Origin of the sequence: Roseibium marinum (genome assembly GCF_002906165.1) — a bacterium.
GTDB classification, from domain to species: domain Bacteria; phylum Pseudomonadota; class Alphaproteobacteria; order Rhizobiales; family Stappiaceae; genus Roseibium; species Roseibium marinum.
Genome location: NZ_PPCN01000008.1, coordinates 267,514 through 280,754, shown reverse-complemented (window position 1 = coordinate 280,754; position 13,241 = coordinate 267,514). Strand labels below are relative to the sequence as shown.

Below are 13,241 nucleotides of genomic sequence, written 5' to 3'. Positions count from 1 at the left end.
CGCGGTACAACGAAGTCCGGCGGGCGTAAATGGGCCACCAAACGCGGTCAGATGTGTCATAATCAATACTCTTTGGTATCAGATCACGACATTGACGCGGGACATGACCGCGGTCGGGCTGGAGTAGACGTTCTGGCTGCCGCGGCTCTGTATCACCAGAGCCGTGTTTGCCTGAGAGGCGTAGGTGTTGATGCTGCTGAAGTTGTTGGCAATCGTGCGCAGGTTCTGCATTTTCTGAGCAGCTGCCGCCCGCCGCGAACCCCAGGACTTGTTGAAGTCCGACCAGGTCGACTTTTTTCGCGAGCTATAGGTCTTGTGGTAGTCTCTTTGGACGTAATTTCCGATTTTTGCCATCAGTGCATCTTTCCTGGATACGAGGATAGCCTCCCATAACAGCGTTAATAACGCGTTAACCGGTTGCATTGTGCAAACGTGCGAGCAGCGTTCGCGGAAAGCGGAATTGTATTGGCACTTGGTATCCTGCCGCTCAACTGGTAAGCGCAGAAACACGCCAAACCGCCGTTGGAGACAAGATGCACGGACAGACGCTCGACATGAATGGCTTTTGGGATGTCCCGGACGGGAAAGTCGCCGTTGTGGTGACTTATCTCGAAATGCTGAAAGCGCCAGAAGCACCGCTCGCTCGCCCGAGAGAAGATCTCACGCTCGAACGGTGGCCGTCGCCAGATATTGATGCGTATCGGCGGCTCTTCCGGCAGATCGGCGAGGACTGGATCTGGTTCGGACGGCTGATCCAGGAAGACGCCGCTCTGAAAAACATGCTTGCCGAACCGGCGCGCGAGAATTTTCTGCCAAAGCGCGATGGGGCTCCTGTCGGGACGCTTGAGCTTGATTATGCGAACCCGGAGGAACCGGAGATTTCCTATTTCGGTCTGATACCGGAGGCAATCGGAGGCGGCGCGGGCCGTTGGCTGATGGCGCAGGCGGTGGAGATGGCCTGGGCGCGTCCGGAAACCAGGCGGCTCTGGCTGCATACCTGTACCGCTGACAGTCCGCAGGCGCTGGGGTTCTACATGTCCTGCGGCTTCCGGCCTTACAAAAGATCGGTCGAAATCGCCGACGACCCGCGTCACATGGGTCTTTACTCCAGAGACAAGGCACCGCATGTGCCGGCGATCGGCTGAGACCGGATCAGCAAACGTTTCAGGCGCTGATTTTCACCCGTTCGGGAAAGGCTTCGGCGATGGATTTCCGGTTCGCGGCAAGCACGCCGCGCTCGGTGATCAGGCCGCTCACCAGGCGGGCCGGGGTGACATCGAAGGCGGGGTTGCCGACAGGCGATCCTTCCGCGACGATGCTGATGGTCTCCACGCCGCCGCTGTCGGTCTTGCCGGTGATGCGGCTGACTTCCGCGCCGCCGCGCTCCTCGATCGGGATCTCCCGAACGCCGTCGGACAGGGAAAAGTCGATGGTTGGCGAGGGCAGGGCGACATAGAAGGGCACGCCGCAGTCCTTTGCCGCCAGCGCCTTGAGATAGGTGCCGATCTTGTTGCAGACGTCGCCCGTTGCGGTCGTGCGATCGGTGCCGACGATCACCATATCGACTTCACCATGCTGCATGAGATGCCCGCCGGCATTGTCGACGATTACCGTGTGCGGTACGCCATGGTGGCCCAGTTCCCAGGCGGTCAGGAAGGCGCCCTGGTTGCGCGGGCGGGTTTCGTCCACCCAGACATGGACCGGAATGCCGCCCTCATGGCACATGTAGATCGGTGCGGTCGCCGTACCCCAGTCCACCGTCGCCAGCCAGCCGGCGTTGCAATGGGTGAGGATGTTGACCGGCTCCCCCTCACGCTTGGTGCGGGCGATTTCGGCGATGAGTTCCATGCCGTGCATACCGATGGCCATGTTGATGGCGATGTCTTCGTCGCAGATATCGGCGGCCAGCGTATACGCCGCCGCCGCACGGTTTTCCGGTGCGACCTGCAGGAGTGATTTTCGCGCCAGGTCGAGCGCCCAATGAAGATTGACGGCGGTCGGACGGGTTTCCAGCAGTGCCGAACAGGCGGCATGAAGGGAGGCGTCGGAGGGATCGGCGCGCATGGCCAGGGCGACACCATAGGCGGCGGTCGCCCCGATCAGCGGAGCGCCGCGCACCTGCATGACGCGAATCGCATGAGCGGCGTCCTCCATCGTGTGAAGTTTGACGATCTCGAATGCGTAGGGAAACTTTGTCTGGTCGATAATTTCGACGGACGCACCGTCCGCCGCGAGCCAGATGGTCCGATATTTTTTCCCGTCGACATTCATGGCAAAAACTCCCGGAAATCAGCGAATTGCCTCTGCATAACCCATGAATGAGGCGCAGGCCAGACCGGTGCTGCTGGTCTCAGGGTTAAAAATCTCCTAATCTCGGTTAACCATGTTTGGATCATTGCCGGTGGATAGCCTGAGGGGAAGAGCCGCAAGTCTGTCTTCCCACCGGGGGAGTCGGTTAGGATTCCATAAACCAGCGGCAAAAGAACGGAGTCAGGCGCCTCATGTCTGAAATGCAGGATAACGTTGTCCCCCATACGCGCATGCGGTCCTTGCGCGATGCGATCCGCAAGGTTCAGCTCGGTGAGGTCGAACGCTCGGACGTGGTGGTCGAGCTGCAGGAAACCGAACGGGCCCGGCTGGATATGCTGACCGATGAACTGAAGGATGTCTTCAGGGAGATCCCCGATGACGACGATCAGTTCTCGCTGCAGATCATCTCCGGCTCAACGCCGCGCCTGTGGATCGATGCCACCAGTCATGTGGCCGTCGGTGGCGATCGCCGGACCTACCGGTTCCTGAAGGACACGCGCCTTGGCCGCGTCGTCATTCTGGAAACCGCGAATATCGACGACATGGCCGATTGCCTGACCGAATATATCGCCGAACGGGTGCTGGAGCGGGAAAAGGCGCTGGAGGGCGACTGGCTCAACAACCGGCTGCGCGAAGTCGCGCTCGATTCGAAGGTGATCCGGGTCAAGGAAAGCCGCACACCCTGGCTGGCCGTGGCCGGTGCTTTCGGCATCGGTATCACCGCAGGTATCGTCGGTCTGGTCGCCTTCGCCTGGTTCGCCAATCCGCTCTGAAACCGGTGGCGGCGTCGAGCCTGTGCTCCGCCGCGGCGCGCTGATGCCACTGGCTTGAACAGGATGCTTTTCCGCGGTCGGGACCTGCGATGACGAAGCGCGGGCGGCCTGACGCAGGTGTGTCAGACCCTGTCCGGAATGGTGACCTGACGGTCCTTCAGCAGCGTGACCGGCATGTCCGGTTCGGCAAAGCCGTGTTCTTCCATCCGGCAGGTCCAGCCGGGGTTGGTCTTTTCGATTGTGAACAGATTGTAGCGGGCGGCCGGTTTGCTGCCTCCCGGCGCGCTCGTTGCCGAGGGGACGCCGATGACCGGGACCGGGCCGTTCGGGCCGTCTATATTGTCGAAGCTGGCGATATGGGTGTGACCGTGCAGGATCAGTTCGGCGCCCGCCTGTTTGACAACCGCCCGTACCCTTGAAGCGTCGGAAAGCCGTTTGTGCCAGCGCGTGGCGTTTTTGAACGGCGGGTGGTGCAGCATAACGACCCGGAAGAGATCTTCTTTGCCGAGGTCTTCCAGTATCCTTCTCAAGCGCTTGCTCTGGCTGCTGCCGACTCTGCCCGTCGCGAACCAGGGAGCGCTTGCGCGGCCAGTGGTGACACCGATGAGGGCAACACCATTGCGTCTGCGGATATAGGGGAAGGTCGCTTCAGACTTGCCGCTTTCGGAAGGTGCGTCCTGGGCGTCGTCGCCGGACATATAGGGCCACCAGGCAGCGCGGGCCTTGCGGATGGCTCCGCGGACATAGGCATCGTGATTGCCTGGGACGACGGAAACATTTTCCGGCTCGCCGACTTCTTCCAGCCAGGTTCTGGCGCCGGAGATTTCCAGCGGGAGGGCGATGTTCACCAGATCGCCGGTGACCGCGATGTGGTCCGGCGCCTGGACTTTCATGTTTTCGACAAGCTGCTCCAGGTAGCTGCCGCCCATGATTCTCGAGCGGTTCCGGTGCCAGTTCAGGTAACCGAGCAGGCGTTTGGAAAACAGTTGCAGGAGTTTGGGATCAGGTAGAGGACCGAGATGGGGATCGGAGAGATGAGCAAGCTTGAACATGGGGGCGCATCTTCAAAGCAAAAAGCGCCGCGTCAAGGAAAATAACGCGGCGCTTTGAATATCATGGCAAACTTGCGGGATCAGGCGGAAGTCCTGGAGCGTTTGACCTGCGACTTTGAGGTCTTGCCCGTTCCGGCCCCGCCGACGGTGCGTGTGGTCTCGCGCAAAGCGGCGCCTACAACATTAACGAAACCGAACATCGGTTTTCTCCGTGTGAGATCCGTGACCAGACTTAGTAATTGGTCGGGAAGGTTGCCAGGGCCGCGGCAATGCGCGGATTGCTGAGATCGATAGCAGGTTTCCACTGATAGTGGCTGCGGCGGATACGGCGTTTGCCAAACAGGGCGCTGAACATCGGGTTTTCCTTCAAGGCGGCAAACGGTGCGAATGCCTGCGAATTCATCAAGTTGCACGTTATGTATGCAAGTATCGCCCAAATGAGTAGCGTTATTCTGATCTGGCTGCCCTGCAGGGAATGCATGGGTTAATTAAGTTTTACTTCACAATTCCATTTCGTAACCTGAGGTGAATATTGAGAATCCTGTCATATCTGCCGAACCGATGGACCACGCGGCTGGTTCAGGGCATCAACCTCGTGCGCAATCCCGTTACGCTTGGCGTCAGGGTGATCGTCGAGGATGAAGGGAACCGGATCCTGCTGATCCGGCACAGTTATGTCACGGGCTGGTATCTACCGGGCGGCGGCGTCGACAGGGGCGAAACGATGGAGGAAGCCGCCTGCCGGGAAGTTCAAGAAGAGGCCGGCATCGCCCCCGCCGGACGGCCGGTCCTGCTGAATATCTATCTGAACGAGGAGGCTACGGGCCGCGATCACGTCGGCCTGTTTCACCTTCAGGACTGGATACAACACACCGGGTTCCTGCAGCCTAACGCGGAAGTGCTGGAAGCCGCGTTTTTCGCGCCGGAACAATTGCCGGAAGATGTCAGCGGAGCGACTGCCCGGAGGCTGGCAGAATTTCGCGCCGGGGAATTCCTGTCGAGCCGGTGGTAGGGCGCAGGTGGCGCCTCAGGTGTTCGAATGCCGGTTGCTGCCGGAAACCTGCCTTTGTCCCATGGCCTGTCGCGTTGCCTGTCACCTTGTGAAAAGGGCTGTCCCGGCCTTGAGCCGGGACCATGTCGGGAGCGTTGGAGGTCCCGGCTCAAGGCCGGGACGGCAGCGCGTACAGGTTTCCGGCCTCCGAAGACAATTCGGCCGTTCTGCATGGGGCTCTCAACGGCTTTGCCACATGCACCGGGTCTTCAGGCCGCCGCTTTCAGGCGGTTCCTGTCGTGCGGCCTCGTGAAATCGAGTTCCGGGCCAAGGGGAACGATGCGGTGCGGATTGATGCTTTCATGGGAGCCGTAATAGTGCTGCTTGATCGTCGCCATGTCCACCGTTTCGGCGACGCCCGGCACCTGGTAAAGCTCGCGCAGGTAGTTTGACAGCGCGGGGTAATCCTCGATGCGGCGGATGTTGCATTTGAAGTGGGTGGCATAGACCGCATCGAAACGCACAAGCGTGGTGAACAGACGCCAGTCGGCTTCCGTCATGCGCTCTCCGGCCAGATAGCGCTGCCGCGTGAGCCGGTCTTCCAGAAAGTCCAGCGTCTCGAAGAGGGCGGTGACCGCTTCCTCGTAGGCTTCCTGGGTTGTGGCGAAGCCCGATTTGTAAACGCCGTTATTGACCGTGTGATAGACGCGCTCATTGATCGTGTCGATCTCCTCGCGCAGATCCTCGGGGTAGAAGTCCAGCTTTGAGCCGGTGAGGCCGTCGAAGGCTGTATTGAACATGCGGATGATTTCGGAAGATTCATTGCTGACGATGGTGTTCTGCCGCTTGTCCCAAAGGATCGGGACCGTCGTGCGGCCGGTATAGTGCGGGTCCGCCTTCACATAGACATGCCAGGCATATTTCGCGCCTGTGTGCGGGTCGATCTCGGCGAACTCCCAGCCGTTTTCCAGCATCAGCGGCTGGACCGCCGACAGGGAGATCAGATCTTCCAGGCCCTTCAGCTTTCGGAAAACCATGGTGCGGTGCGCCCAGGGACAGGCGTAGGAGACAAAGAGGTGATAGCGGTCCGGCTCGGCCTTGAAACCGCTGGAGCCGCTGGGGCCGGCAACTCCGTCCGCCGTGATCCAGCTGCGGAAAGAGGACTCCTTGCGGACAAAACGTCCGCCCGTTGACTTGGTATCGTACCATTGGTCCTTCCATACACCATCGACCAATAAACCCATTTTGTGCTCCCTGGACCAACCCGGTTTCATGCGCGATCACCTGAAACCGGTTAAGTGATTTTGAAGTGTGGAAACTTTCGAAAGTCCTTCAACTGTCGAAATGCTCTCTTTCGATAACGCACTACGTCGTGCGCGTGTCGCGAAATTCAATCGGCTGAATGGTTTGTTCGAAAACAGTGAACAGTCCCGGCGCGCAAAAAGCGCTGGACCCGATACACGATTGCGTGGTAACCGCTTGACCCTCATAAAAGGAAATGCCGGGGTTCTCTCAAAGTTCCCCGCGCGATCTTACGAGACTGGGAAAAATGACCGCAGGTCTGACACTCCGACGACGAACCGGCCGACGAGACATTTCTCGTTCGCACCGTCGCGGCTGACCTGATCCCGGACTTCCCTGAGACGTTTCATCTGGGCCATCGGCAGGCGCGCCTTTCCTGAAGACTGCCTGCTGGGTACAGAAAAATGAAACAGACCACCTGGGTTATCCGGCCCGAAGACGCATCCGACACCACCGCAATCGACGACCTCCAGGCGGAAGCCTTCGGACCGGGCAGATTTGCCCGGACCGCATTCCGTATCCGGGAAAACGTACCGTATCGCGCGGACCTGTCCTTTGTCGCTCTGGTGGGCGCGCAGGTTGCGGGGTCGATCCGCCTGACACCGATCAGCATCGGGGAAACGAAGGCGCTGCTTCTCGGGCCGCTGACAGTTTCTCCCGATTTCAAGAACCGCGGTCTCGGCAAAGCGCTGATGGGCGCCGCCATGAATGCTGCCGAAGCCGCCGGCGACAAGGCAGTGGTTCTTGTGGGGGATGCGCCCTACTACAGCCCGTTCGGCTTTCAGCAGGTGCCTTTCGGCCGGATCACCCTGCCGGGCCCTGTCGATCCGGCCCGCCTCCTGATCGCGCTGCTGAACGGCAGCGAGATGCCTGAAGGTGCGGTGCATGGCGGGCAGTTTTAGGTAACGGACTCTCCTGTCCTGCGACCAGCAACGGCTGGAACGCCCCGATTAACGCCCCTCGCGGTACCAGGTGAGCGACAGCGCGCCGAGGAGGAGGGCGAGGCCGAGAAGGCCGATCATCAGGGGAAAGCGGTCAACGCCGTTGAGGACGCTGGCTTCGGTGGCCCTCAGCCCGATCCAGCCGTTGCCGGCGTAACTCGCCGACTGGCGCATGGAGACGACGCGCGGCATGTCCAGTTCGCCGCCGATATCGCGCAGGCGCCGGGAAACACCACCGGTGGCTTCGCTGATCGGGTCGAGAACGTCGGTCGTGGACAGGACGTTGGTATATTCGCGCGGATTTTGCGGGCCGACGTGAATGAGTGCATTCATTTCCCCGTCCGTGACGGCAAAAAGGCCTGTTTCGCTGACCGGCAGGCTGCCCCGCCACAGGCCGGGTTCCTGTTCGCTCATGGAGATGTCCCAGCGCTCACCCGTGGGTGAGACGACACTCACGTCGCCGACAGTTTCGCCGAGTGTCTGGCGTTCGATGACAAGCTCCTGGCCAAGAAGCGACACATTCAGTGCCTCTTCCTCCAGATCCGGCTCCTGCATCAGCCAGTGGGCCAGGCGGCGCAGCAGCGGCACATGCGGTCCGCCGCCCTCAAAACCGCGCGCCCACAGCCAGACGTGATCGGACAGCAGCATGGCGACGCGTCCTTCGCCTTCCCGGTTCAACACCAGCAGCGGCGTATCGCTCGGGCCGGACATCAGGGCCTGGCCGGCGTCAAGCTCGGTATCGACCGCCCGGAACCAGCGACTCCAGGCCGGCGGATCCTGTTCCGCGCCGGGCAGGCCCCTGGTGACCGGGTGACGTTTTCCAAGGTCGGCCAGCGTGGCATGGAAAGGTTGTTCCAGAACGGTCCCCGTCGGCCGGGCGGGAAGGATGGGGGCAAGCGGCGTTCTGTAGAGACTGCCGGCTTCGGCGTAATCGGGGCCGCCGGCCAGCAGGACCGCGCCGCCGTCGCGCACGTAGCGGGCGATATTGTCGAAATAGAGCATCGGCAGGACGCCGCGCCGCACATAGCGGTCGAAAATGATCAGATCGAACTCGTCGATCTTGACGGAAAACAGCTCGCGGGTCGGAAAGGCGATCAGCGAAAGCTGGTTGATGGGGGTGCCGTCCTGCTTTTCAGGCGGACGCAGGATGGTGAAATGGACGAGATCGACCGAGGCATCCGACTTCAGCAGATTGCGCCAGGTGCGCTCGCCCGCATGGGGAGATCCGGACACAAGCAGAACGCGCAAGTTTTCCCGGATGCCGTCGATCGTGACCACGACCCGGTTGTTCAGCGTGGTCAGTTCGTCGTCCAGAGGCTCGGCATCGAATTCGAAGATATTGTCACCGCCATGGGCGATCTCGACGGGGATATCAATCTTCTCACCCGTCCGGGCGGTGCGCTGGGTGACGACATCGCCATCGCGCTTGACGGTGACGCGCACCTGGTCGCCCGGCCCGGTTCCCTGGCCCTGGTCGACCACGGTCATGCTGACGGTCTGCTCCGAGCCAACGAGACCGAACCTGGGGGCCTTGTCGAGGACGATGCGCCGGTCGCGTTCATCGGCCGTGCCGGTGATCAGGCCGTGGACCGGGGCGTCGAAGCCAAGGGCGCCGGCATTTTCCGGAATGTCATGGATCTGGCCGTCGGTGATGACGATGACGCCGCCGACCCGTTCGGGCGGCACGTCCGCCAGTCCGCTGGACAGCGTGTTAAAGACTTCCGTTCCGTCTCCGGAACCCGAATTGCGGGCTTCCAGAACCCGGGTTTCGAATCCCTCCAGCGCTTCGATGCGGCCCTGCAGGAGTTCCGCGGCTTCTTCGGTCGTCGACTGGCGGTCCGCGAGACGCTGGCTCTGGCTCTTGTCGACGACAAGGGCGACAACACTGGTCAGCGGTTCGCGGTCTTCGCGCTCGACAGCCGGGTTGGCCAGCGCCAGAAGCAGCAGGGCCATTGTACCCGCCCGCAGCACCCAGCCGCGCAGCTTGAGGAATCCCGTGACCGCCGCGATAACAAGAGCGACGGCAATGCCGGTATAGATCGCCCACAGGGGCAGCAAAGGATCAAAGGAGAGGGACCAGACCATCGGGGTTCCTATTGTCCGAGCCGTTCGAGCAGGGCAGGGATATGCACCTGGTCGGCTTTGTAGTTGCCGGTCAGGCCGTACATGACGATATTGACGCCGGACCGGAAGGCGTAGTCGCGCTGCGACAGACTGTTCGGCACCGTCGGAAACATGAATTCGCCGGTCTCGGAAATCGCCCAGGCCGCGGCAAAGTCATTTCCGGTGATCAGGATGGGGGATACGCCGTCGCCGGCGCGTACCGGCCGGTCGCCCCGTGCGGTGCTTTCCTCCAGGCTTTCCACCCAGAGGGGACTGGTCGCATAGCGGCCGGGAAATGAATCGAGCAGATAAAAGGCCTTGGTCAGGACATGATCGAGGGGAACCGGCTCCAGGGGCGGCACATCCAGGTCCTCGAGAATCTCACGCAGTTTCAGGGTTGCCGGGGTGGAGGCAAATTCGTTGGCGGTCGCGTTGATATGGTCGCGCGTATCGAACAGGATCGTGCCGCCATTGCGCATGAAAGTGTCGATGCGCGCGATTGTCTTGTCGCTGGGTTTGTCCGCGGCCGGATCGATCGGCCAATAAAGCAGGGAATAGAAGGACAGTTCGTCGCTGGCGATATCGATTGCAATCGGCGATCCCGGCTCCAGCGCGGTGCGCTCGGCAAGGAACTGGGTCAGGCCGGAAAGGCCCGCGGCGCTGGTGTCGTCGATTTCCGGATTGCCGGTCAGCACATAGGCCAGCCGGGTCTGCAGGGTCGATTCCAGAGCCTGCAATTCCGCCGAAGTGGACTGCGCGCGGGCGGCCTCCGGTGTGGTTGCCACCAATGCCATACCACCGACCGCAAGGGCGAGAGCCATGCCCGCGGCCCTGCCGCGCAGCCCGAGGCGGCTCAGGCCGCCGGCCAGCAGGAAGACGGCAATCGCATCGAGGACCATCAGAAGGAAGGCCAGGGTGAAGAACACGGATCTGAGGTCCAGGGGGTCGGAGGCCGGATAGGGGGCTTCGATGGCGTCGCCTTCGAAGGCGGCAAGGTCCAGCGGCAGAAGCGCATCGCCGCTTTGCATCAGGTTCAGCGCGCGGAAACCGTCTTCCGTGCCGTAGAGGCCGGGCGGGGTTCTGCGGCTGGCTTCAGCCTCGCGGAAGGCGGCGGCGCCGACGGGCGTGACTTCAACCGGTGGAGGGCCGAAGCGGCCATAGCCGTCAAGAAGGCGCAGCGGAGGCAGAACGCTCTGGGAGGGTGTGCCGTCCTCGGCGGTTTCGGAAGCAGCCGCGACGTTGGAAACGGCAAGGATTCGGCGCAGCATGTTCAAAAAGACACCGGACAGCGGCAGGTTCGACCAGGAGGAATCCGCCGTGACGTGAAAGAGCACCACGCTGCCGGCTCCGATGGAGGCGGCCGTCACCAGCGGCGTGCCGTCCTCCAGCATCGCCCATGTCCGGTCGGGCAGATCGGATGTGGGTTCCGCCAGGACCTGACGTGTCACGGCCACTTCCTCGGGCACTTTCAGTCCGGAGAAGGGCGAGCCTTCGGGGAAAGCCGCCAGATGCTGCGGCTGTTTCCAGGACAGGGAGCCACCGAGCGAGCGGTCGCCAGCCCTGAGGCGCACGGGGATCAGGTCATCGCTGCCACCGGCGGTCCGGGGGCCGGCGAAACGAACCAGTGTGCCGCCGTTCTGCACCCATTCGCGCAGGGTTTGCACCGTCGTGTCCGGCAGACGGCCGACATCGGCCAGAACCAGAACCGAAATGCCCTGGTCGATCAGAGCGGGCACGGCCACGGCGATGTCGCTGTCCCGGGGGCGGCGGATGTCCGAAAACGGAGCAAGCGCGCGCTCAAGGTAATAGACCGGCGACAGAAGCGGTTGATCGAGGTCGCCGGACTGGCCGGAAATCAGACCCACGGTACGGCGGCGCCAGCTGTCGTCGACAAGCTGCACGGCGCCGGCCGCGGCCTGCCCGGAGATTTCGACGCGGGCGATATCGTTGCGCAATTCGCTCGGCAGATCGAAACTGGCCCTGGTTTCGTTCGCGCCGGCGTCAAAGCTCGCCTGAACCTCGCCGAGCACGAGCCCCTTGAGATCGAGGGCCCGTACGGTCGCGGAGCTGAGTTGCTGGTCGGGATGGCGGACAACTGTAAGCGATAGCGCGTCCGCGTCGTTTGCCAGGTCTTTCAGGCCCATGGGTGTTTCAAGTCCGGTGAGAACCGTGACGGGGACCTGACCGATCGTCTGCGCGAGTTCGGTCAGAAAACCGTCCCCGGTGCTGGTGCTGTCGGAGAGCCAGACGACGGCGCCGGGAGGGGCCGAGCGGGCGGCTTCGCGCAGACCCGCGCTCAACTCGCCGCGCCGCGGCGGATAGGGCCGGGGTTCGAGCGCGCGGAGTTTTTCCAGCGCGCTTGCAGCAGCTTCCGGTGAAAAGTTCTGGGAAGGTCCTTCGGCGGTCGCGGCAAACAGTACCGGCTGGCCATCCTGTTCGGCGGCCGCGAGGATCTGTTCGGCCGCGCTTACCTGCGCGTCCCAGCCCCTTGCGGAGGTCCAGCCGTTGTCGACCAGCATCCAGAGCACGCCTTGCCCGGTTTCAACCGGTTCGGCGGAGCGCCAGACAGGGCCGGCGAGGGCGACGATCAGGATGGCGGCCAGAAGCAGGCGCAGCAGCGTCAGCCACCAGGGACTGCGCTGCGGCGTTTCCTCATGCTGATCGATGCCGAGCAGCAGGCGTGTGGGCGGAAAGGCGATTTCACGCGGGCGCGGCGGGGTCAGCCGCAACAGCCACCAGATGACCGGCAGAAGGGCGAGCGCCGCCAGGATCCAGGGCGCGGTGAACGTCAGGGGCAGTCCGGCTAACACGGGTCAGACGCCTCCTCTCTGCATGACATCCAGCGCACCCGAAAGCGCGCTGTGCAAGACCAGCAAGGGTTCGGATGCCGGCCGGTCCGTATGATGAAGAACATAGGTCCAACCGGCCCTGCGGGCCATGTCCCGTATTTCCGCCCGGTGGGCTTCCAGCTTGTTCTTGTAATCCTCGCGCCAGTTTTCAGCCCGTCCGGCTGTCAGGCGGATGCCCATTTCCGGATCGGTGAATTCGACGCGGCCGTCAAAGGGAAAGGTTTCCTCAATCGGGTCAAGCACCTGGACCAGATGACCGCGGGCGCCGGTTCCCGCCAGCCTGGCGATCCACGCAGCGATATCCTCGATCGGATCGAGGAAGTCGGAAATCAGCACAACGTCGGCGAAGCGTTTCACCGCAATGGTGTCCGGCAGGGCGACAGGTGTGGAAAGATGCGTCAGCGCGTCGGCGAGCCTTTCGGCCGCGCGCCGGTCGGAAAAGGGCCGTGTCAGGCCCGGAAGGCCAATGCGTTCGCCGGTTTCCGCCAGCAGGTCCGCCAGCGCCAGAATGAGCACGATGGCCCTGTCGCGCTTGCTCACACCCGCAAGGCGGGACTGGAAGATCATCGACGAGGACAGATCGGCCCACAGCCAGACCGTATGGGCGGCCTCCCATTCCCGTTCGCGGACATAGAGATTGTCGTCCCGGGCGGAGCGGCGCCAGTCGATGCGCTTTGCCGGTTCCCCCATGTTGAAGGGGCGGAACTGCCAGAAGCTTTCCCCGGGGCCGGCCCGGCGGCGGCCGTGCCATCCGGAGATGATCGAACTGGCGACATGGCTGGCATCAACCAGCAGATCCGGCAGCGCATCCGCGACCGTACGGGCTTCGCCGATCACATTCGGCCATGTGCCCTGGTCAATGCCTGCCGTCGTGCTGCTGGGATCCATTCCGTCTGGCTCCTGGGAGAGTGGGTTTCGGA

12 protein-coding genes are annotated in these 13,241 nt (G+C 62.5%); 4 read left to right on the top strand and 8 right to left on the bottom strand.

All coding sequences use genetic code 11. The features are described from left to right. Nucleotides 1–78: 78 nt before the first annotated feature. A complete protein-coding gene (locus CLV41_RS18415) occupies nucleotides 79–354 on the bottom strand; it encodes a flagellar biosynthesis protein (RefSeq protein ID WP_103223885.1) in 276 nt (91 codons plus the stop codon). Nucleotides 355–533: 179 nt separating this feature from the next. On the opposite strand from CLV41_RS18415, the gene CLV41_RS18410 reads away from it, so the two are divergent. After that, on the top strand, nucleotides 534–1,145 hold the full coding sequence (locus CLV41_RS18410) for a GNAT family N-acetyltransferase (RefSeq protein WP_103223884.1): 612 nt from the start codon (nucleotides 534–536) through the stop codon (nucleotides 1,143–1,145). 19 nt (nucleotides 1,146–1,164) lie between these two features. Here CLV41_RS18410 and mtnA read toward each other — a convergent pair whose 3' ends face one another. Continuing rightward, nucleotides 1,165–2,271: an S-methyl-5-thioribose-1-phosphate isomerase gene (gene mtnA / locus CLV41_RS18405; RefSeq protein ID WP_103223883.1), complete on the bottom strand. Its 1,107-nt coding sequence runs from the start codon at nucleotides 2,269–2,271 to the stop codon at nucleotides 1,165–1,167. A gap of 230 nt (nucleotides 2,272–2,501) precedes the next feature. On the opposite strand from mtnA, the gene CLV41_RS18400 reads away from it, so the two are divergent. Further along, nucleotides 2,502–3,083, top strand: coding sequence for a hypothetical protein (locus CLV41_RS18400; RefSeq protein ID WP_103223882.1), 582 nt, complete (start codon nucleotides 2,502–2,504; stop codon nucleotides 3,081–3,083). 122 nt (nucleotides 3,084–3,205) lie between these two features. Here the strand turns inward: CLV41_RS18400 and CLV41_RS18395 are convergent, their stop codons facing one another. Together CLV41_RS18395 and CLV41_RS27835 are read right to left on the bottom strand one after the other, a co-directional pair. After that, nucleotides 3,206–4,135 (bottom strand): metallophosphoesterase family protein, encoded by a 930-nt coding sequence (locus tag CLV41_RS18395; RefSeq protein ID WP_103223881.1) that lies wholly within the window; start codon nucleotides 4,133–4,135, stop codon nucleotides 3,206–3,208. Between the two features lie 232 nt (nucleotides 4,136–4,367). Then, complete coding sequence (locus CLV41_RS27835; RefSeq protein WP_170107231.1) at nucleotides 4,368–4,538, bottom strand: hypothetical protein; 171 nt, start codon at nucleotides 4,536–4,538, stop codon at nucleotides 4,368–4,370. Nucleotides 4,539–4,667: 129 nt separating this feature from the next. On the opposite strand from CLV41_RS27835, the gene CLV41_RS18390 reads away from it, so the two are divergent. Beyond that, nucleotides 4,668–5,147 carry an NUDIX domain-containing protein gene (locus tag CLV41_RS18390; protein ID WP_235867171.1) on the top strand — a complete coding sequence of 160 codons (480 nt, stop codon included), beginning with the start codon at nucleotides 4,668–4,670 and terminating at the stop codon, nucleotides 5,145–5,147. Nucleotides 5,148–5,395: 248 nt separating this feature from the next. Here the strand turns inward: CLV41_RS18390 and CLV41_RS18385 are convergent, their stop codons facing one another. Beyond that, nucleotides 5,396–6,370 (bottom strand): glutathione S-transferase family protein, encoded by a 975-nt coding sequence (locus CLV41_RS18385; protein ID WP_103223923.1) that lies wholly within the window; start codon nucleotides 6,368–6,370, stop codon nucleotides 5,396–5,398. A 462-nt stretch (nucleotides 6,371–6,832) separates the two neighbouring features. Here CLV41_RS18385 and CLV41_RS18380 point away from each other — a divergent pair, with 462 nt between their 5' ends. Then, nucleotides 6,833–7,330: a GNAT family N-acetyltransferase gene (locus CLV41_RS18380; protein WP_103223879.1), complete on the top strand. Its 498-nt coding sequence runs from the start codon at nucleotides 6,833–6,835 to the stop codon at nucleotides 7,328–7,330. Nucleotides 7,331–7,378: 48 nt separating this feature from the next. On the opposite strand, the gene CLV41_RS18375 is transcribed toward CLV41_RS18380, so the two are convergent. From CLV41_RS18375 to CLV41_RS18365, 3 genes are read right to left on the bottom strand one after another with little or no spacing between them, the layout of a single operon-like run. Beyond that, nucleotides 7,379–9,454 carry a hypothetical protein gene (locus tag CLV41_RS18375; protein WP_103223878.1) on the bottom strand — a complete coding sequence of 692 codons (2,076 nt, stop codon included), beginning with the start codon at nucleotides 9,452–9,454 and terminating at the stop codon, nucleotides 7,379–7,381. An 8-nt stretch (nucleotides 9,455–9,462) separates the two neighbouring features. Further along, nucleotides 9,463–12,282, bottom strand: a complete 2,820-nt coding sequence (locus CLV41_RS18370) for a DUF4159 domain-containing protein (protein ID WP_103223877.1) — start codon at nucleotides 12,280–12,282, stop codon at nucleotides 9,463–9,465. Between the two features lie 3 nt (nucleotides 12,283–12,285). After that, nucleotides 12,286–13,209 carry a DUF58 domain-containing protein gene (locus CLV41_RS18365; RefSeq protein ID WP_103223876.1) on the bottom strand — a complete coding sequence of 308 codons (924 nt, stop codon included), beginning with the start codon at nucleotides 13,207–13,209 and terminating at the stop codon, nucleotides 12,286–12,288. Nucleotides 13,210–13,241: the final 32 nt, after the last annotated feature.

Bases quoted from the DNA above. Each gene is read 5' to 3' on its own strand.
- CLV41_RS18415 (WP_103223885.1), bottom strand. From the start codon at position 354: ATGGCAAAAATCGGAAATTACGTCCAAAGAGACTACCACAAGACCTAT.
- CLV41_RS18410 (WP_103223884.1), top strand. From the start codon at position 534: ATGCACGGACAGACGCTCGACATGAATGGCTTTTGGGATGTCCCGGAC.
- mtnA (WP_103223883.1), bottom strand. From the start codon at position 2,271: ATGAATGTCGACGGGAAAAAATATCGGACCATCTGGCTCGCGGCGGAC.
- CLV41_RS18400 (WP_103223882.1), top strand. From the start codon at position 2,502: ATGTCTGAAATGCAGGATAACGTTGTCCCCCATACGCGCATGCGGTCC.
- CLV41_RS18395 (WP_103223881.1), bottom strand. From the start codon at position 4,135: ATGTTCAAGCTTGCTCATCTCTCCGATCCCCATCTCGGTCCTCTACCT.
- CLV41_RS27835 (WP_170107231.1), bottom strand. From the start codon at position 4,538: ATGAATTCGCAGGCATTCGCACCGTTTGCCGCCTTGAAGGAAAACCCG.
- CLV41_RS18385 (WP_103223923.1), bottom strand. From the start codon at position 6,370: ATGGGTTTATTGGTCGATGGTGTATGGAAGGACCAATGGTACGATACC.
- CLV41_RS18380 (WP_103223879.1), top strand. From the start codon at position 6,833: ATGAAACAGACCACCTGGGTTATCCGGCCCGAAGACGCATCCGACACC.
- CLV41_RS18375 (WP_103223878.1), bottom strand. From the start codon at position 9,454: ATGGTCTGGTCCCTCTCCTTTGATCCTTTGCTGCCCCTGTGGGCGATC.
- CLV41_RS18365 (WP_103223876.1), bottom strand. From the start codon at position 13,209: ATGGATCCCAGCAGCACGACGGCAGGCATTGACCAGGGCACATGGCCG.